This is a genomic window from Affinirhizobium straminoryzae (genome assembly GCF_007004135.1).
In the GTDB taxonomy this organism is placed as follows: Bacteria; Pseudomonadota; Alphaproteobacteria; order Rhizobiales; family Rhizobiaceae; genus Neorhizobium; species Neorhizobium straminoryzae.
Map to the genome: position 1 here is coordinate 1 of NZ_VJMG01000010.1, position 18,932 is coordinate 18,932.

Here is an 18,932-nt window from a genome sequence, read left to right on the forward strand (position 1 = left end):
ACGAAGACAGGCCCCGCCGGTTCATCCGGCGGGGCCTGTCTTCGTCATACGGGCTGGCTGCGGGTCGCTTGCATCGGCGGCGTTGGCGGGACGCTGCCGGCAGGATGCAAGGACCCGCAAGGAAACCGCGCCTCCCTTCCGCTCAAGCCGCCAGACAAGGCCTTTGCGAAAGTGCCGGTCCCGGTGGGTGGATCCACCGGGACCGGTCTGGGCGGGGCGGGAACTGAGCCGGGCCGGGAGAAACCTCCCTCAGGCGTGGTCCGGCGTTGCGGCTTGGCTCTCTTCCGGCTTCTTGACCCGGAACCAGACGATGTAGAGCGCAGGCAGGAAGAGCAGCGTCAGCACCGTGCCGACGATGATGCCACCCATCATCGCGTAGGCCATCGGACCCCAGAAGATCTCGCGGGAGATCGGGATCAGCGCCAGCGAGGCGGCCGCCGCCGTCAGCATGATCGGTCGCATGCGGTGCTCGGCCGCCTCCTGCACGGCATGCCATGCCTCCTTGCCGGACTTGCGCAACGTATCGATCTCCACGACCAGAATGACAGAGTTGCGGATCAGGATGCCGATCAGGGCCAGCACGCCGAGGATGGCGACGAAGCCGAGCGGCGCACCCGAGGGAAGCAGGGCCGCCACGACGCCGATCAGACCAAGCGGCGCGACGATCACCACCATGAAGAGGCGCTGGAAGCTCTGCAGCTGGAACATCAGGATCGTCATCATGGTCAGCAGCATCAGCGGAACCACCGCGGCAATCGGGGCCTGGCTCTTGGCACTGCTTTCCACGGTGCCGGCCGGTGCCACGCTGTAGCCGGGCGAAAGCCTTGCGGCAAAGGCATCGATGGCCGGCTTCAGGCTCTGGTCGATGGTGGCCGGCTGCGTGCTGTCGCCGATGCCAGCCTTGACGGTGATGGTCGGAATGCGGTCGCGCCGCCAGATGATCGGCTGCTCCAGCTCGTAATGGAAGGTGGCAATCGCGGCAAGCGGCACGGACTGGCCGTTGCTGCTCGGAAGCTGCAGGTCACGCAGCGTCTCGATCGACTGGCGCTCGTCCTTCGTCGCCCGCGCCACCACGTTGACCAGGTAGATGCTGTCGCGGATCTGGGTGATGGTAGAACCACCGGTGATGTTGTTGAGCGCGGTCGCGATATCGGACGAGGAGACGCCGAGCTGGCGCGCCTTGTCCTGCAGCACATCCACCTTCACCACACGAGCCGGCTCGTTCCAGTCGAACACGATGCGGGTGAGGCGCGAGTCAGAGCCCATGATTGCGGCCAGTTCCTGCGCGTAGGTACGCACCATCTGCGGATCAGGGCCGCTGACACGGTACTGGACGGGACGGCCGACCGGGGGCCCGAGTTCCATCTGCTTCACGAAGACGTCGGTGCCGGGATATTCCTTGGCGGACGCCTCCTCCAGCTTGGCCATCAGGCGGTTACGCGCCTCGATGCTCTTGGTCACGATCACGATCTGACCAAAATTGTTGGTGGAAGCCTGGACGTCGAAGGAGAGAACGAAGCGCTTGGCACCCTGACCGACATAGGATGTCCAGTGATCGACGTCCGGGTTGCCGGCCACATACTTGGCCTCGAAGGCATCCATGTCAGCCTTGGTCTGCGCGATCGTGTAATTCTGCCGCGCCGTCCAGTCGACGATCAGTTCCGGACGATCGGAGGCCGGAAAGAACTGCTGCTGCACGAAGCCCATACCATAGATCGAGGCGCCGAAGGTCAGGGCAGTCACAAGGATCGTCATCTTGGGCCAGTGCATGCAGGCGCTGAGGATGCCGGCAAAACCGCGGGCCACGATGCCCCTCTGCTCGTGATGCGCCTTCATCGTCTTCGGCAACATCAGCACACCCAGCAGTGGCGAGAACAGCACCGCGACAATCCAGGACACGATCAGCGACACCGCGATCACGACGAAGAGCGTGAAGGTGAACTCGCCGGCCGCGCTGTCATTGAGGCCAACCGGCATGAAGCTTGCGACAGTGACGAGCGTGCCCGTCAGCATCGGGAAGGCGGTCGAGGTCCACACGGCGGTCGCCGCCTTCTCCAGCGGCTGACCGTGTTCCAGCTTCGACACCATCATCTCGATGGCGATCATCGCGTCGTCCACGAGAAGGCCGAGTGCGATGATGAGTGCACCGAGCGAGATGCGCTGCAGCGAGATGCCGAGATATTCCATGAAAACGAAGGTGATCGCCAGAACCAGCGGAATGGAAACGGCCACCACGAGGCCGGCGCGCATGCCAAGGCTGACGAAGCTGACCACGAGAACGATGACGATGGCTTCGAACAGGGCCTTGGTGAAGCCGCCGACGGCCTCTTCCACCACAACGGCCTGGTCCGCCACATGATGCACGCCGATGCCGACGGGCAGATCTGCGATGACCTTGTCCATCTTGACCGACAGGGCCTCGCCGAAATGCAGGAGGTTGGCACCCGGCTTCATGCCGATCGCAAGGCCGATGGCCGGCTGGCCGTTGACGCGAAACAGTGGCTGCTGCGGGTCTGAATAGGTGCGGGTGATCTTGGCGACATCGCTCAGGCGGAAGAAGCGATCGTTGACGCGCAGGTTGATGTTGCGCAGCGCCTCTTCCGACGCGAACTGGCCGGAGACACGCAGATTGATACTTTCCGCGCCGGTACGCAGCGTACCGGATGCCACGACGGCATTCTGGTTCTGCAGCGTCTCGATGATCTGGTTCTGGGTGATGCCAAGCGCCGCCATCTGCTTGGTGGAGAATTCCAGATAGACCACCTCGTCCTGCGCGCCCACCAGATCCACCTTGCCGACATTCGGAACGGACAGGATCTGCTGGCGGGCCGTCTCCAGATAGTCCCTCAGCTGGCGCTGCGTCAGGCCATCGGCGGTAAAGGCATAGATGTTGCCATAGACGTCGCCGAAGCTGTCGATGAAGGTCGGCCCCTGCACGCCGGACGGCAGGGTGGACGCAATATCGCTCACCATGTTGCGAACCTTGATCCAGGTCGGCTTGACGTCCTTGGCCTTGGTGTTTTCCAGAAGGTTCACATAGATCGTGGTCTGGCCTGGCGTGTTGATGCTCTTCGTATAGTCGAGCGATTCAAGCTCCTGCAGCTTCTTCTCGATGCGGTCAGTGACCTGGCTTGTCATCTCGTCGACCGATGCGCCCGGCCAGGAGGCCTGGATCAGCATGGTCTTGATGGTGAAATCCGGGTCTTCCTCGCGGCCGAGGTTCATGTAGGACAGAATGCCCGCGACACTGGCGAGGATCATGAAATACCAGACAAGCGACTTGTGCTGGAGCGCCCATTCGGACAGGTTGAATTTCGTGTTCATGGGGCAATCTCACCCGAGAGTCGGACTGGTTGATTTTCAGTGAGCGAGTTAACACCCGCCGTCACAACGCGCTCGCCATCCTTGAGGCCGGTGAGCACGTCGACACCACCGGCGGCGGACGGCTGAATGGTGACGCTTCGGCGCTGCACCGTTTTGGCCGCGGGATCGACGATCCAGACGAATCGGGCGCCATCCTCTCCACCGATCGCCGTTTCCGGCAGCCACAGATGGCCTTCGCTGGGGGCGACCGGCGTTGCCGTCACCGTACTGCCGAACCGATAGCTCTGCGGTGGGTTGTCGAGCGCAATTTTCGTGCGGCGGGAACGGGTTGCGGCATCGGCCTGCGGTGCGGCCTCGCGGACCGTACCCGTTACCTTCACCTCAGGATTGGCCTGCAGGGTGACGAGGAAGGGCGTACCGATAGCCGTCAGCTGGACATAGCTGTCGGGAATGTCGACCTGCGCGTCACGCGCTTCGAGGCGAGCGATCGTCAGCACGGTCTGGCCGGCGGTCACGACCTGTCCCACTTCTGCCGAAACGGTAGAGACGACGCCATCGGATTCGGCCTCCAGCGTGGCATAGCCAAGCTGTTCCTTCGCCTTGGTCAGATCCGCCTGCTGCTGCTGCACGGTCGCGTCGGCCGCCTCGCGGGACTGGACGGCCTCTTCCAGCTGCTGCTTGGTGGTGGCGTTGGAGGCGAGAAGAGTCTGCTGGCGCTGCTCATTGACACGCGCCAGATCGGCCTTGGCACGGGCAGAAGCCAGATCTGCCTCTGCCTGCCGCACCGCCAGTTCCAGACTCGTGGCATCGAGACGGGCCAGGACATCGCCCTTCTTGACGAGATCGCCGACGTTGACGCTTCGCTGGACGATGCGCCCCAGAACCTGGAAGCCAAGATCGGTGCTGAACTTGGGCTGTACCGTTCCGGTGAAGCCGAAGGCCGTCGCCTCACGCGGTTTGGCGAGCATCGACAGAACCGGGCGCACCGGCGCCTCGGCTTTTTTCTCCTCCGAGCACGCGGCAAGTCCCGCCGCCAGCAGGACAAGGGGAATGACAGTCAGCAATTTCATCGGGCAGCCTCCAGGCTGTAGGATACCGGCTGGTTTTCGCGCAGGAACTGGCCGCCATCGACGACGATCAGTTCACCCGACGTCAACCCGTTCGCCAGAACGACCCGCGACGCATCATAGCGTTCGACGGCGATGGTCTTCAGGCGCGTGACCTTCTTGTCGGGGTCAACCACCCACACCGCCGGCGTGCCGGCCTTGGAGAACATGGACTGCCACGGGATAGAGATCCGCTCCTGCCGTTCCAGCACCACATTGGCGCTGATGGATGCGCCAAGCGTCATTTCCGGCGGGGGATTTGTGATCGCAAGCTTCACGCGCACCGTACCAAGCGACGTATCGAGCGCGGGGCTCACCTCGCGAAGCGTGGCAGCGGCACGGATCTTCGGATTGGAAATCATCGCAACTTCAAGCGAGAGCGGCGTCATCTTGCCGCTGAGAGCCGATTCCTGCACGTTGAACACGGCGTCACGCTCGCCGTCATGGGCCAGCGTAAAGACGGTGGTCGAGGCCTGAACGACCTGACCGACCTCGACGCTGCGCGCGGTAATCGTACCGTCCGCATCGGCACGCAGCTCGGTCTGCTGCAACGCCTCGACGGCGGTCTCCAGCTTGGCGCGCGCGGCATCCAGATCCTTTTCGGCCGACTGGTATTGCTGCTGGGCGCTGTCGAGATCCTGCTGCGACATGGCGCCGGTCTGGGTCAGCGCCTTGCGACGGGCGAGAAGCGAACTCGTCATGCGCAGCGTGGCCTCCTGCGAGGCCACGGCAGCCTGCGCCGATTCAAGATCCGCCTTCTGTTCGACGGGATCGAGCATCGCCAGGATCTGGCCGGCCTCGACATGATCGCCCACGCTCACACTGCGCGAAATGACGCGCCCGCTGATCTTGAAGGAGAGATCGCTCTCCACGCGCGCCTTGATCTCGCCCGTGCCGGAAGCGCGGATGAGATCGGGCTGCATCTCGGCCTTTTCCACGCCGACATGGGCACGATAGGGCTCGGCATCCTTCTTTTGCCCGTCGCAGGCAGACAGGGCCAGCGCGGCAAGGACCGCTGTGGCTGACAGCAGTCGGGATCTTTTGGTCGTCTGCACGCTTTCTTCCGGCGTGGCGGCACTTTGGGGCATGACCGTGTTCCAGGATCGGTTTCTAGGGAGCTGCTATTTATTCATCAGGTGTTGAATAGATGCCTTCACGGCGGTATGGTGTCAAGACGTGAGAAGGAGAATGCCTTGACGATTTGCAAAATCAGCACAGAACGAGGACGCGGCCGGCCACGCAAAGGCGAGGAACATGATGGCGAAGCTCTTATCGGAGCGGCCCTTGCCTGCTTTGCCGAAAATGGCTTCGACAAGACGACGCTGCGCACCATCGCAGCCCGCGCGCGCGTCGATGTCGCGCTTCTCTCCTACCGCTTCGGCTCCAAGCTCGGACTCTGGACGGCTGTTCTGGATGCGATGGCCGAGGATACACTGCAGCGCCTCGATGACTGGACCTCCACGAAAGAGGGGCTGACGACGGAGATGCAGCTGCAGAGGCTCTGTTCCAACATGGTGACCATGGTTACGGAACGTCCGCTGTTTGCCCAGTTGCTGATCAGCGAGATCATGACGGGGGCCGACGAGGAACGGCAGTCGCTGATCGAGGCGCGGATGGTGCATCCCATTCATCATCGTCTCGTGGACTACACGGCGAAACTGCGCAATCTGACGAGCGAAGACGCCCTGGCAAAGCTTGCGCTGTCGCTGATGGCATCCATGTCCATGATCGGCGTTCTGGTGTCCACGCGCCATTTTCTCTCCCGCCTTGCCCCCCTTGCGGAAGATGACGAGGCCTTCAGGGCCCGGCTCACCTCCCTCATGCACCACATCCTGACCCAGCCCTGAAACCGGTGGTTTTGCACGGACCTAAACCCGTGCGGTCTTTTCATGCGCGGAGGGCATCCTGCCCGAAAGCGGCCCATGATCGGCCGGCCATGTCATTGACGGGCGACACCTGCGAGGTTCGGCCCTTCGGTCCGCGCCTGCGCGCGACCTCGGCTTCCATGCGAGAGAACGGAACCTGCACAAGGCCCGGAGCGAATGCCCAAAGACCCTTGCCCGCTCGTGCCTCGACTATCGCGCCGAGACTTTACTCAAGGCTTAAGAACGGCACACCCGTACCGTCGGAGGAAACTGAAGACGAGAAAACCCCTTGAAATCGGGAGGGGCTGCTGCACATACCCGCATAATTTGCAGACCGACAGTGAGACGAGGCCTTCGGTTGGACATGCCTTTCCACGCTCCCCGCCCCCGCATTCTGGTGCTGGAAGATGACATGCTTTTGGCGATGGACATGGAAGACCACCTTGTCAGCCGCGGCTACGAGGTGTGCGGGCCCTACGGTCGCGTAGGCCAGGCCCTTGAGGCCATCCCGCAGCTTTCGCTGGCAGGCGCCATTGCCGACCTCAACCTTGCGGGGGAGCTGTCCTTTCCGGTCATCGACTGCCTGCGGCAGCACGGTGTGCCGGTCATCGTCTGCAGCGGTTATGCGGAACTGCCCCAGGTCAAGGCCAGGCTCGACGGCCTTCCGCTCATCGCCAAGCCCTGGAGCCCGGAACGCCTCGACGACCTGATTGCACAGACCTTCCATCACCAGCCGATGCGCGTGCGCCGCCGCTGAAACGGCGGCACAGGCCAAACGCGTCCAAGACACCCTTTGGCGCGCACTGGTCGATCAACACGACTTCGCAGAATTCAGCCAGGATGGCGATGGATCGGGTCGACCCAATACACGTCCTCCGGCGCCTCAACCGGATCGACATCCGTGATATTAACCACCACCGCCTCGTTGTCTGAACGGACCAGCACGCATTCCAGCACCGCATCCGGATCGGCGTTGATCTCCTGGTGGGGAACGTAGGGCGGCACGAAGATGAAATCGCCGGGGCCGGCCTCGGCCACATATTCAAGCCTCTCGCCCCAGCGCATGCGCGCCCGCCCACGGATCACATAGATCACGCTTTCCAGCGCGCCATGATGGTGGACACCGGTCCTGGCGTTCGGCTCGATGGCGACGGTGCCGGCCCAGATCTTCTGGGCGCCGACCCGGGCATGATTGATCGCCGCCTGCCGGAACATACCGGGCGTCTGGGCGGTATTGGGATCAAGCTGGTCACCCTTGATCACCCTGACGCCATCATGCTTCCAGCGCTCGGCTTCACCCTCATGATGATGGTCCATCCTGCTCTGCTCCCGGTTTCATCCGCGCTGCGGATAGCGCGTCGCTCTTCGGTGACAGGATGAACACCACGCGCAGCAGCTGACAAGCCCTGTTTTCGGTAGGCCCCACGACCGGGCCGGCGGCAGAGCAAGCCTGTGCCATTCCCGCATTCCCGGCAGCGACCGCCCCCCCCCACGAAGCCACCCCTTTGGCACTCCGGGAAGTCAGGGGTGTGCACAGCATGCTAAATTCGACAGGTCATGGCTTTACAACTAACATGTCAGATGTATATTCACCATAACTCAGTCGGAGGAGTAATGACGTTGACGCGCAAGTTTGGCCTTTCGGCCGCATTGACCACGCCGTTTCAGGAAAACGGTGACATCCTTCTGTCCGTGATGACAGACCACGCAAAGCGCTGCCTTGCCGGCCATTGCGACAGCGTCACCCTGTTCGGCACCACGGGCGAAGGCAGCTCGATCGGCCACCGCGAGCGCGGCGAGGTTCTCTCGGCCTTTGCTTCCGCCGGCATTGCCGGCACCAACATTGTCGCCGGCGTCCTCGTCGACAGCGTGGCAGATGCCGTAGACCAGTCGGCGCAGGCGCTGGATGCCGGCGCCCGCAACATTCTTCTCGCCCCGCCATCCTACTTCAAGAACGTCTCGGACGATGGCCTGTTTCACTGGTTCTCGGCCGTTTTCACGCAGCTTGGGCCGAAGGCGCGTGACATCATCGTCTACAACATTCCCTCGGTGACGATGGTGAAGATCTCGGTGGATCTGGTGGAGCGCCTGCGCCGCGCCTTCCCGGGCGTCGTCACCGGCGTCAAGGATTCCGGAGGCGACTGGTCGCATACGGAGCAGCTTCTGAAGCGCCACGGCGATCTCTCGATCCTGATCGGCGACGAGCGGCATCTGGCGCAGGGAACGCGCCTCGGTGGGCAGGGTGCCATTTCCGGCATGGCCAACCTTCTGGGCGCCGAGGTGCGCGCGATGGCCGTGGATGGTCGCGACGACACGCGCGTGACGGGTCTGGTCGAGGTGCTTCTGAACTATCCTGTTACTCCCGCGGTCAAGGTTCTTGTGGCGCGCACCACCGGTGACGCAGTATGGCTGCCGGTACGCCCGCCGCTGGTGACGATTGGCGCGGAAGACCGCGAACGTCTCGGCCAGGCGTTCGACCGGCAGTTTTCATCGCAGGCGGCCTGAGGGCCGGGACGGAGGATCCGGATGGCAGGGAGCATGGACGAGACCGGCGAACAGGTCACGTTGCGGGAAAAGGCGTATGAGAGCTTCACACGCCATCTTCTCGCGCGGGATGTGCGCCCGGGCCAGTTCATCTCCCAGCGGCAGCTGGTGGAACTGACCGGGCTGACGCTCGGCGCGATCCGCGAGCTGATCCCACGACTGGAAACGGAAGGGCTGATCAAGACGGTGCCGCAGCGCGGTCTGCAGATCGCCCATATCGACCTCAGCCTGATCCGCGAGGCCTTCCAGTTCCGCATCATCATGGAAAAGGAGGCGGTCGCCTTCTTCACCCGCAATGCCCGCGATGCGGAGGTGGAGCGTCTGCTGCGCCAGCATCGGGACATTCTCGAACGGGCCGAAGCCGGCGACGCCTCGCCGGAACTGGAGCAGCATGCCCAGGCAACCGACTGGGGCATGCACAACGCCTTTGTCGACGCCATGGGCAATTCGATCCTGTCGAACGCCTACCGCGTCAACGCCATCAAGATGCGGCTGATCAACCAGGAGAGAATTCGCATCGACGGCCGGGTGGCGCCGGTCATGAAGGAACATCTGACGGTTCTCGAAGCCATCGAGCGCCGATCGGTTGAAGACGCGGTCCAGCGCCTCGTGGCTCATATCGGCCATGCAAGGGACCGCGCACTGGCAGTCTGATATCGTCAACCGGTCGCGCAGGGAGGTGCGGCCGCGAAAGGGAGGACCATTTTATGACGACTTCTATCCTGAAGCCGACCCGCCGCACGTTTCTCGCGGCAAGTGCCGCCATCGGCGGTTCAGCCCTCATGGGCGGACGCCCCGCCTCGGCAGCCGTTGACTGGAAGCGCTTCAGCGGCACCACGCTCAGCGTCAATCTCGTCAAGAGCCCGCGCAGCGAGACGCTGATCAAGTACCTGTCGGAATTCGAAAGCCTGACCGGCATCAAGGTGAATGCCGAGGCGACGCCCGAGCAGCAGCAGCGCCAGAAGACGGTGATCGAGCTCAGCACCGGCAAGCCGAGCTTCGACGTCGTGCACCTGAGCTACCACGTCCAGAAGCGTCAGTTCGAGAAGGGCGGCTGGCTGGCCGACATCGGCGGCTTCCTGAAGGATCCGTCGCTCACCGACCCGTCGCTCAATGAAGGCGACTTCGCCGAAGCCGGCCTGCTGTTTGCCAAGGATGCCAAGGGCACGCTGCGCTCCCTGCCGTTCTCCGTGGACTACTGGATCGTCTACTGGAACAAGGAGCTCTTCGAAAAGAAGGGACTGACCTATCCGAAGACCTTCGAGGAACTGGTTGCCGCCGCCGAAAAGATCACCGACCCCTCGACCAACACCTATGGCTTCGTGGCCCGCGGCCTGAAGAACGCCAACACCCCCGTCTGGACCTCGCTGATGCTCGGTTACGGGGCGGCCCCCATCAACGCCGCCGGCAAGGTCGACACGCTGTCGAAGGAAGCCGTCGAGGCCGCCAAGCTCTACCAGCGACTGATGACCAAATCCGCACCGCCCGGTGTCTCCGGCTTCAACTGGGCCGAAGCCCAGTCTGCCTTCCTGCAGGGCAAGATCGGCATGTGGTTCGATGGCGTGGGCTTTGCACCGCCAATCGAGGATCCGCAGAAGTCGCGCGTCGTCGGCAAGGCCGGTTACGGCGTGATGCCGAAGGGCCCGGCCCAGCAGGCGGCCGGCACGTTTGGCGACGGCCTCGGCGTGGTGGAAGCCTCCACCAAGAAGGAAGCCGCCTACCTGTTCTGCCAATGGGCCATCTCGCATGACATGGGCGCCCGTCTGCTGCAGGCCGGTGCCGGCGTACCCTTCCGCCAGTCGATCCTGACCGATGCGAAGGTGCGCGAAGGCGTGAAGATGCCGGGCGCCTGGCTGGATGCGGTCGCAGGCTCCGGCAAGGTCTCCAAGCTTGCCCTGCCGGTCGTCATCCCGGTCACCGAATTCCGCGACATCTACGGCGTTGCCCTCACCAACATGATCGGCGGCGCGGACGCGGAAACCGAACTCAAGAACGCAACGGCGCAGTTCGAACCGGTTCTGGCGCGAAGCGAGGGATAATGGCATCCGTGAGCATCGACAACCCGATCGACGAGACGACGGAACGGAGGAGCAAGCCCGCGCGGCTTGCTCCCAATTACTGGCCCTTCGTCATGCCGGCCCTTCTCGTGGTTTCGGCCGTCATCGTCTTCCCCTGGCTCTTCACCCTGTGGATGAGCGTCAACAGCTGGACGCTCGGCCAGCCGCGAACCTTCATCGGTTTTGCGAACTACCTGCGTCTGGCACAGGACATGCGGTTCTGGGAATCGCTGTGGCATACCACCACCTACACGGTTCTTTCGGTGGTGCTGCCGCTGTTCTTCGGCACGCTGGCGGCGCTGGTTTTCGATGCGAAGTTTCCACTGCGCGGTTTCCTGCGAGGCATCTTCGTGATGCCGATGATGGCAACGCCGGTGGCGGTCGCGCTCGTATGGACCATGATGTTCCATCCGCAGCTCGGCGTGCTCAATTACCTGCTGTCCCTCGTCGGAATCGGTCCGCAGGAATGGATCTACAACCAGACGGCCGTCATTCCCTCGCTGGTTCTGGTCGAGACCTGGCAGTGGACGCCGCTCGTCATGCTGATCGTGCTGGGCGGTCTTGCCGCCGTCCCGCGCGAACCCTATGAAAGCGCCGAGATCGATGGCGCCACCGCCTGGCAGAAATTCCGCTACCTGACGGTGCCGATGATCGCCCCCTTCCTGATGATTGCGGTGATCATCCGCTCCATCGATGCGATCAAGAGCTTCGACATCATCTATGCGATGACGCAAGGCGGACCGGGCACGGCCTCCGAAACCATCAACATCTACCTCTACAACACCGCCTTCGCCTATTACGACATCGGGTACGGATCGGCGATGGCCGTCGTGTTCTTCCTGATCATCATCGCACTCTCCTTCGTGCTGCTGATGGTCCGGGCACGCGCCAACTGGTCCGACATGGAGGAACGCTGATGACCCGTCCGCTCATCACCCACCGGACGCTGGACCGGATCGGCCTGCTGTTCGTCGCGCTTGTCATGATCTCGCCGGTCATCCTGTTCTTCCTGTGGATGATCTCGCTGTCCCTGAAGTACGAGATCGACAACGGCGCCTATCCGCCGATTATCATTCCGGAAAACATCGCCTGGTCGAACTATGTGAAGGTGTTCGAGGAGAACAATTTCCTCCTCTATTTCTGGAATTCGGTTCTGGTTACCGGCACGGCGACGCTGCTCGCGCTTGTGATCGGCGTTCCCGCAGGCTTCGGCATCGCGCGGCTGAAGGCGGAAAAATCGGCGGTCGTCATCATGATCGCCCGCATGACGCCCGGCCTTTCCTTCCTGATACCACTGTTCCTGCTGTTCCAGTGGACCAACCTGATCGGCACGCTCTGGCCGCAGATCATCATCCATCTCGTGGTCACGGTTCCGATCGTGGTGTGGATCATGATCGGCTATTTCGAGACGACGCCGAAGGAACTGGAAGAGGCCGCCAGCATTGACGGCGCCACCACCTGGCAGGTCTTCCGCCTGGTCGCGCTGCCGATCGCCAAGCCCGGCATCGTCGTTTCCTTCATCCTGGCGTTGATCTTCTCCTGGAACAACTTCGTGTTCGGCATCGTGCTGGCCAACCGCGAAACGCGCACGCTGCCGGTCGCCGTCTACAACATGCTGTCCTTCGAACAGGTCAGCTGGGGTCCGCTGGCCGCCGCCGCACTGATCGTCACGCTGCCGGTGCTGCTGCTGACCATGTTTGCCCAGAAACAGATTGTCGCGGGTCTTACCGCCGGCGCCGTCAAGGGAGGTTGAGGGCGAAAGCCCTCCCTCCTCAATCCCCCCGCTTCTTGTCAGGACACATCATGGCAACCGTCAATATCCAGAACATCCAGAAGAACTACGGCGCGGTGAAGGTCATTCACGGCATCGATATCGACATCGCCGACGGCGAATTCGTGGCGCTGGTCGGTCCCTCCGGCTGCGGCAAGTCCACCCTGCTGCGCATGATCGCGGGGCTGGAGGAAGTCACCGGCGGCGCAATCCGCATCGGGCCGCGCGAGGTGTCGCATCTTCCGGCGCGTGACCGCGACATCGCCATGGTGTTCCAGAACTATGCGCTCTATCCGCACATGACGGTCGCTGACAATATGGGCTTTGCGCTCAAGCTGAAGAAGGCCGATCCCGCCGAGATCAGGACCAAGGTTCAGCGTGCAGCGGGCATCCTCGGACTCGAAAAGCTTCTGGACCGCTATCCGCGCCAGCTGTCCGGCGGCCAGCGCCAGCGCGTTGCCATGGGCCGCGCGATCGTGCGCGATCCGCAGGTCTTCCTGTTCGACGAGCCGCTGTCCAACCTCGATGCCAAGCTGCGCGTGCAGATGCGCGGCGAGATCAAGACCATGCATCAACGCATCGGCACGACGACGATCTACGTGACCCACGACCAGGTGGAAGCCATGACCATGGCCGACAAGATCGTGGTGCTGCATGATGGCCACATCGAGCAGATCGGCGCGCCGCTCGAACTCTACGACCGCCCGTCCAATCTTTTCGTTGCCGGCTTCATCGGCTCTCCCGCGATGAACTTCATCGATGGCCGCATCGAGGAAGGCGCCTTCCGCACCAAGAAGGGCCTGATCCTGCCGCTGCCGCAGGGCGTGGCCGCCGCCGGCGGCCGTGATCTGGTCTATGGTGTGCGTCCGGAACATATCCGGGCGGCAACCCACGGGATCGAGGGCCGTGCGACGCTGGTCGAGGGAACCGGCTCGGAAATCTACGCCAAGCTTGATGCCCGCGGCGAGGAAATCGCCTGCCTGTTCCGCGAGCGCCTGGACGTGCGGTTCGGCGACACGGTCTCTATCGACATCGATCCGGCCCGGATCCATCTGTTCGACAAGCAGACCGGCCTTCGCCTCTGACGACCATGACCAAGCAGGTTCTTTGCGTCGGCGCGGCCGTCCTTGACACGATCTTCCGCGTCCGCACCTTGCCGACGGGGGAAGGCAAGGTTCTGCCCTATGACATGGTGCAGATCCCCGAGGGCATGGCGTCGAGCGCCGCTTATGCCGTGGTGCGGCTCGGCGGCGCGGCGACGCTCTGGGGCGCGGTCGGCGATGATGAGACAGGCGACCGCATCCGGCAGGGTCTTGCGGCAGACGGGATAGACACAGACGGCATGCGCATTGCACCGGGAGCGCCCTCGGCGCTGTCGACAATTCTGGTCGATGACCACGGCGATCGGCTGATCATACCCTTCTATGATCACCGATTGCACGCCGAACCGCCGCGCGTGACGGAAGACGACCTTGCCCGCTTCGATGCCGTGCTGGTGGATGTGCGCTGGCCGGCGCTGGCACGTCAGGTGCTGCGGGCCGCAACTGGCCGAGGCATTCCGGCCATTCTCGACGGGGATGTGGCGCCGGTTGACACACTGCGCGATCTCGCCGCCTTCGCGACCCACATCATCTTCTCCGAGCCTGCCGCCCGCTCGCTGAGCACCGAACGGAACGAGGCAGCACTCGTACGCGACCTTGCAGAACAATTCCGCACTGCACTGGTGTCCGTCACCTTCGGCGAACGAGGCAGCTACTGGCTGGAGCCGGAGGGTAGAACGCTGTGCCGTCAGCCGGCGCTTGCCATCGAGGCTATAGACACGCTCGCCGCCGGGGATGCGTTTCACGGCGCCTTCGCCCTTGGTCTTGCCGAGGAGATGTCGGTTGCCGATGCCATCCGCCTTGGCTCGGTGACGGCTGCGCTGAAATGCACCGTTTTCGGAGGCCGCCGCGGTATGCCGCTGCGTGCCGATGCGCAAGCCGCGCTACGACGTCTTTCGCCCGTACAAACTGGCCTCTGACGTTCGCGGAAACACCAGACCCAAGTCGTTGTATTCGAAACAACCTTGGCGAGACAGGATACATACAGCTCAACACCGCATCGCTTTACCCGAAACGCAATATTTCATAAGAATTATTCAGCACGGCTCGGAGTAAAGCAATGCCGCTTTCCAGCATCTTCATCCGCATCACCATCGCATCGCTTCTTGCAGCATCAGCCCTGCCCGCCAAAGCTGCCACGATTGTCGCCATCGGCGCCAGCCAGACCTACGGGCACGGTGTGTCGCGCGGGGAAGATTACCCATCTCAGCTAAAGAAGATGCTCGCGGAAAAGGGCTATGCGGTTTCCGTTGAGAATGCTGGCGTTTACGGCGGTGAAACGACCGCCGCCATGCTCTCAAGGCTAGACAGCACCCTCGGGAGCGACACGAAGGTCGTGATCTTCCAGCCAGGCCGCGTGCGGGATTCCGATACGGATCGATCGGACAATGTGAAAGAGATCAAGCAGAAGCTTGCCGCACGGCATATCGCCTTCATCAAGATCCCGAACTCCTGGTTCAAGGACTTTCCGCGACAGTCGGACGGGCAGCATCTGACCGCCGGCGGATACCAGAAACTTGCAGAGCGCCTGCTGCCCTCGGTCATTGACGCGCTGAAAAAGAAATGACGGCCATCATCGGCAGTGCGGAGTGATGGTCTCTGACCGTTCGCCGGGTGCTTTTCAGGCAACAGGGAACCGCCAGAAACCATCTATCTCTCTGTTTCCAGGCGCTTCCGGACGCAAAAGCCGGTCTCCGCTTTCGCTGGTATCGCTCTATTACCCGGCGGCTCGCCCCATACCGGCATCAATACCGTAACGGGCGAGGATCTCTCGGATCTTCTCGTCCTGTAGCGGGTCCGGCAACAGTGCCGGCTGGCGGCTGGCACCAACCGAGGCGTCTTGCAGGTAAAGCGCCCGTTTGACCATGGCCGGCGCAAATCCCAGCGCATAGAGATCGGTGCGGAAAGCCGTATAAATTGCCTGCTGCCGTTCGGCTTCGGCGATGTCGCCCCGGTTGAAGGCATCGAGAATGCCGGCCAGAACATGTGGCAGGGCATTGCCGAGACCGGAAATGCAGCCGGCGGCACCGTTCTGCAGCGACCAGAGAACAAGATGATCCGGCCCGGAATAGACATTGAAGCCGGGCACGTCATGCGCCACCTGCAGATAGGCTTCAAGCGTCTGCTGCGCGCCGCCGGAATCCTTGATGCCGGCAATGTTGCCATGGCGCGCCAGCGTGCGGGCCGTTTCCGGCTCGATATGGTTCTGGGTGCGCGCCGGAATGTCGTAGAGATAGACCGGTGTCCGGACCGCATCGGCAACCGTCGAGAAATGACGGATGAGGCCATCCTGCGTGCAGGCGATGAAAAAGGGGGTGATGACGGCAATGCCATCGACGCCGATCCGGTCGAATGCGCGGGCAAGCTTCAGCGTTTCGAAGGTGGCGGGCATCCCGGCGTTGACGATGACCTTCACCTTGCCGGCCACTTCGTCCACCACTTCTTCGGTCAGCCGCACCTTTTCCTCGAAGGTCAGCGCCGTGAAATCGCCATTGGTGCCGGCGCACATGATGTTGTTGCCTGCTGCCACCTGCCGGCGCACCTGCGCACGGGTGGCTTCGAAATTGATTGTTTCGTCCTCGTTGAAACAGGTGACGAGGGCGACAAAAGCCTGGGCGGACATGAAAGAAAATCTCCGTTGATGGAAATAGCGGCCGTCAGGCCCGTCTGGCGCGATGGGCGGCCTGAACATCCGGATCGGGATCGAGGCTCGCCGCCAGAAGTGCCTGTGTATAGGGCTCGCGCGGCGCCTCGAAAATCTGCCGCACGCCGCCAAGCTCGACGATCCTGCCCTTCTGCATCACCATCACCTGATCGGCAAAGTCCCGCACCACCGGCAGGTCATGGGCGATGAAGATGAAGGAAATGCCGGTCTGGCGCCTGAGCTTGTCCAGCAGTTCGATCACCTGCGCCTGAACCGAGACGTCGAGCGCCGACACCGCTTCGTCGCAGATGATCAGGCGCGGTTCCAGCGCAAGCGCCCGGGCAATGGCGATACGCTGCCGCTGGCCGCCGGAAAACTGGTGCGGATAACGCCGCATATGGTCGGGCGAAAGACCCACCTGCTGCAGCAGTTCGGCAACCCGCTCACGCCACTTCGCTCTTGGCAGAATGTCTGGATGGATCACCCAGGCTTCGGACACCAGCTGGAAGACGGTCATGCGCGGATTGAGCGACTGGGTCGGATCCTGGAACACCATCTGCAGATCGCGCCTGAGCCTGTAAATCTCTCTTGGCGACAGCTGGAAAAGGTCCCTGCCCTTCCAGATCGCCTGACCGGAATCCGGCTCGTCGAGGCGCAGGAGAACACGCGCCAGCGTCGATTTCCCGGAGCCGCTCTCGCCGACGATTGCAAGCGTCTGGCCGGCCATCAGGTCGAAGGACACGCCCTTGAGGGCCTGGAATGCTCCGTAATTCTTGCAGACATCGCGCACCGAGAGCAGGACCTCACCCTGTGTCTCCCCCTCGTGCATGACGCCCTTGCCGGGAGCGGCCGCGATCAGCCGGCGCGTATAGGGATGCTTCGGGTTCTTGTAGACCTCGCGCACGGTGCCGCTTTCAACCAGCGCACCCTTTTCCATCACCACCACGCGGTCAGCGATTTCAGCCACCACGCCAAGGTCATGGGTGATGATCAGCACGCCCATGCCGATTTCCCGCTGCAACTCTTTCAGAAGCGCCAGCACATCGGCCTGGACCGTCACGTCGAGCGCGGTGGTGGGTTCGTCGGCGATCAGGAGATCGGGGCGCAGCGCCAGCGCCATGGCGATCATCACGCGCTGGCGCTGGCCGCCGGAAAACTGGTGCGGATACTTGTCCATCGCCGCCTGCGGATCGGGAATGCCGACCCGCCCGAGCAGGCGGATGGCTTGCGCATCCGCTGCATCCTTCGGGAGCCCGTGCGTGGTCATTGCCTCGCGGATCTGCCAGCCGACGGTGTAGACGGGATTGAGATGGCTGAGCGGATCCTGAAAGATCATCGCGATCCGCTTGCCGTTCACCTCACGCCGCTCGTCCGGCCTCATCGTCAGCAGATCCTCGCCATCGAGAAAGATCTCGCCGGAGGTGATGCGGCCAGGCGGCATATCGATGAGGTTCATGATCGCGGCCGAAGAGACGGACTTGCCGGAGCCGCTTTCGCCGAGGATGGCGAGCGTTTCGCCGCGATCGAGGTGGTAGGAGATATTGCGCACCGCCTTCACCACCCCGGATGCGGTGTAGAACTCGACGGAGAGATTGCGCACGTCCAGCAGATGCTCAGCCATTTGCAGGCTCCTTCATTTCCAGCCGCCAGCGCTGCACGGGATCGAGCGCGATGCGCAGCCAGTTCGACAGCAGGTTGAGCGAGAGAGTGGTGAGAATGATGGCCAGGCCCGGCCAGAAGGACAGCCACCAGGCATTGGTCAGGTACTGACGTCCCTGCGAAATCATCAGGCCCCAGGTAATGTCAGGGGGCTGGATGCCGATGCCGAGGAAGGAGAGCGCGCTTTCTGCCAGCATCACATAGGCGAAGTCCAGCGTGGCAAGCGTTGTCAGGGTTGGAAAGACGATCGGCAGGATGTGGCGGAAGAGGATGCGGTTGCTGGAGGCCCCCATCACGCGGGCCGCCTGAACGAACATGCGCTCGCGGATTTCCAGAACCTCCGCCCGGGTGGTGCGCAGATAGACGGGGATGCGGGTGATCGACAGCACCACCATCAGGTTCACGATGGAGGAACCCAGCAGATAGAGCACGATGACTGCGATCAGCAGCGACGGGAAGGACATGATGACGTCAGCGAGCCGCATGATGATCTGGCTGATGCGCGGCGAGGAAAAGCCGGCCATCAGGCCGAGAAAGGTGCCGATCGCGGCCGATAGAACAACGGCACCTGCGGCCACCATCAGGGTGTTCTGGGTTGCGACGATAATGCGGGCAAACAGCGGCCTTCCCAGCGCATCGGCCCCCATACACCAGATCCAGCCACGCGACCAGTCGAAGGGCGCGAGATTGCGTCCGCGCAGGTTCTGCCTGACCGCCTCCTCGCCAAGCCATGCCGGGCCGACCAGGGCGAGAATGACCATCACGACAAGGAAGAGGGCTGCCACCAGCGCAAACTTGTCCGCCAGCAGCATACGCCCCATGCGCACGCCAAGAGACGGCTCCTCGCGCAGCGCCGGATCGG

Annotated in this window: 17 protein-coding genes; 10 read left to right on the forward strand and 7 right to left on the reverse strand. The window is 62.8% G+C overall.

All coding sequences use genetic code 11. From position 1 onward, the window contains the following. Positions 1-249: 249 nt before the first annotated feature. From FNA46_RS04190 to FNA46_RS04200, 3 genes are read right to left on the reverse strand one after another with little or no spacing between them, the layout of a single operon-like run. Positions 250-3,324 (reverse strand): efflux RND transporter permease subunit, encoded by a 3,075-nt coding sequence (locus tag FNA46_RS04190; RefSeq protein ID WP_142881092.1) that lies wholly within the window; start codon positions 3,322-3,324, stop codon positions 250-252. After that, a complete protein-coding gene (locus FNA46_RS04195; RefSeq protein ID WP_142881093.1) occupies positions 3,321-4,394 on the reverse strand; it encodes an efflux RND transporter periplasmic adaptor subunit in 1,074 nt (357 codons plus the stop codon). Before FNA46_RS04195 ends, FNA46_RS04190 begins: the two co-directional genes overlap by 4 nt. Continuing rightward, positions 4,391-5,518: an efflux RND transporter periplasmic adaptor subunit gene (locus tag FNA46_RS04200; protein ID WP_142881094.1), complete on the reverse strand. Its 1,128-nt coding sequence runs from the start codon at positions 5,516-5,518 to the stop codon at positions 4,391-4,393. The genes FNA46_RS04195 and FNA46_RS04200 overlap by 4 nt, the downstream gene beginning before the upstream one ends. Before the next feature lie 105 nt (positions 5,519-5,623). Here FNA46_RS04200 and FNA46_RS04205 point away from each other — a divergent pair, with 105 nt between their 5' ends. Both FNA46_RS04205 and FNA46_RS04210 read left to right on the forward strand, forming a co-directional pair. Further along, positions 5,624-6,277, forward strand: a complete 654-nt coding sequence (locus FNA46_RS04205) for a TetR/AcrR family transcriptional regulator (protein WP_185969717.1) — start codon at positions 5,624-5,626, stop codon at positions 6,275-6,277. A 430-nt stretch (positions 6,278-6,707) separates the two neighbouring features. After that, positions 6,708-7,052, forward strand: coding sequence for a response regulator (locus FNA46_RS04210; RefSeq protein WP_246102834.1), 345 nt, complete (start codon positions 6,708-6,710; stop codon positions 7,050-7,052). 74 nt (positions 7,053-7,126) lie between these two features. Here the strand turns inward: FNA46_RS04210 and FNA46_RS04215 are convergent, their stop codons facing one another. Beyond that, the gene (locus tag FNA46_RS04215) at positions 7,127-7,612 is read right to left on the reverse strand and encodes a cupin domain-containing protein (RefSeq protein WP_142881096.1); all 486 of its coding nucleotides are present in this window, start codon (positions 7,610-7,612) and stop codon (positions 7,127-7,129) included. Between the two features lie 303 nt (positions 7,613-7,915). Here FNA46_RS04215 and FNA46_RS04220 point away from each other — a divergent pair, with 303 nt between their 5' ends. The 8 genes from FNA46_RS04220 to FNA46_RS04255 all read left to right on the forward strand — a co-directional run bounded on the left by FNA46_RS04220 (position 7,916) and on the right by FNA46_RS04255 (position 15,334). Beyond that, complete coding sequence (locus tag FNA46_RS04220) at positions 7,916-8,800, forward strand: dihydrodipicolinate synthase family protein (RefSeq protein ID WP_143124043.1); 885 nt, start codon at positions 7,916-7,918, stop codon at positions 8,798-8,800. A 33-nt stretch (positions 8,801-8,833) separates the two neighbouring features. Then, complete coding sequence (locus FNA46_RS04225; protein ID WP_143124044.1) at positions 8,834-9,493, forward strand: GntR family transcriptional regulator; 660 nt, start codon at positions 8,834-8,836, stop codon at positions 9,491-9,493. A gap of 53 nt (positions 9,494-9,546) precedes the next feature. Beyond that, positions 9,547-10,878, forward strand: coding sequence for an ABC transporter substrate-binding protein (locus FNA46_RS04230; RefSeq protein WP_142881097.1), 1,332 nt, complete (start codon positions 9,547-9,549; stop codon positions 10,876-10,878). After that, positions 10,878-11,813 carry a carbohydrate ABC transporter permease gene (locus tag FNA46_RS04235; RefSeq protein ID WP_142881098.1) on the forward strand — a complete coding sequence of 312 codons (936 nt, stop codon included), beginning with the start codon at positions 10,878-10,880 and terminating at the stop codon, positions 11,811-11,813. The genes FNA46_RS04230 and FNA46_RS04235 overlap by 1 nt, the downstream gene beginning before the upstream one ends. 14 nt (positions 11,814-11,827) lie before the next feature. Beyond that, a complete protein-coding gene (locus tag FNA46_RS04240; protein WP_185969736.1) occupies positions 11,828-12,649 on the forward strand; it encodes a carbohydrate ABC transporter permease in 822 nt (273 codons plus the stop codon). A 50-nt stretch (positions 12,650-12,699) separates the two neighbouring features. Continuing rightward, positions 12,700-13,752 (forward strand): ABC transporter ATP-binding protein, encoded by a 1,053-nt coding sequence (locus FNA46_RS04245; protein WP_142881100.1) that lies wholly within the window; start codon positions 12,700-12,702, stop codon positions 13,750-13,752. Between the two features lie 5 nt (positions 13,753-13,757). Continuing rightward, positions 13,758-14,687, forward strand: coding sequence for a sugar kinase (locus FNA46_RS04250; protein WP_142881101.1), 930 nt, complete (start codon positions 13,758-13,760; stop codon positions 14,685-14,687). Positions 14,688-14,827: 140 nt separating this feature from the next. Continuing rightward, on the forward strand, positions 14,828-15,334 hold the full coding sequence (locus tag FNA46_RS04255; RefSeq protein ID WP_142881102.1) for an SGNH/GDSL hydrolase family protein: 507 nt from the start codon (positions 14,828-14,830) through the stop codon (positions 15,332-15,334). Positions 15,335-15,484: 150 nt separating this feature from the next. Here the strand turns inward: FNA46_RS04255 and FNA46_RS04260 are convergent, their stop codons facing one another. Genes FNA46_RS04260 through FNA46_RS04270 form a run of 3 tightly spaced genes read right to left on the reverse strand, consistent with a single transcriptional unit; the run spans position 15,485 to position 18,891 of the window. Continuing rightward, positions 15,485-16,390 carry a dihydrodipicolinate synthase family protein gene (locus FNA46_RS04260; RefSeq protein ID WP_142881103.1) on the reverse strand — a complete coding sequence of 302 codons (906 nt, stop codon included), beginning with the start codon at positions 16,388-16,390 and terminating at the stop codon, positions 15,485-15,487. 34 nt (positions 16,391-16,424) lie between these two features. Further along, positions 16,425-18,032 carry an ABC transporter ATP-binding protein gene (locus FNA46_RS04265; protein ID WP_142881104.1) on the reverse strand — a complete coding sequence of 536 codons (1,608 nt, stop codon included), beginning with the start codon at positions 18,030-18,032 and terminating at the stop codon, positions 16,425-16,427. Further along, positions 18,025-18,891: an ABC transporter permease gene (locus tag FNA46_RS04270; RefSeq protein WP_143124045.1), complete on the reverse strand. Its 867-nt coding sequence runs from the start codon at positions 18,889-18,891 to the stop codon at positions 18,025-18,027. The genes FNA46_RS04265 and FNA46_RS04270 overlap by 8 nt, the downstream gene beginning before the upstream one ends. Between the last annotated feature and the right edge of the window lie 41 nt (positions 18,892-18,932).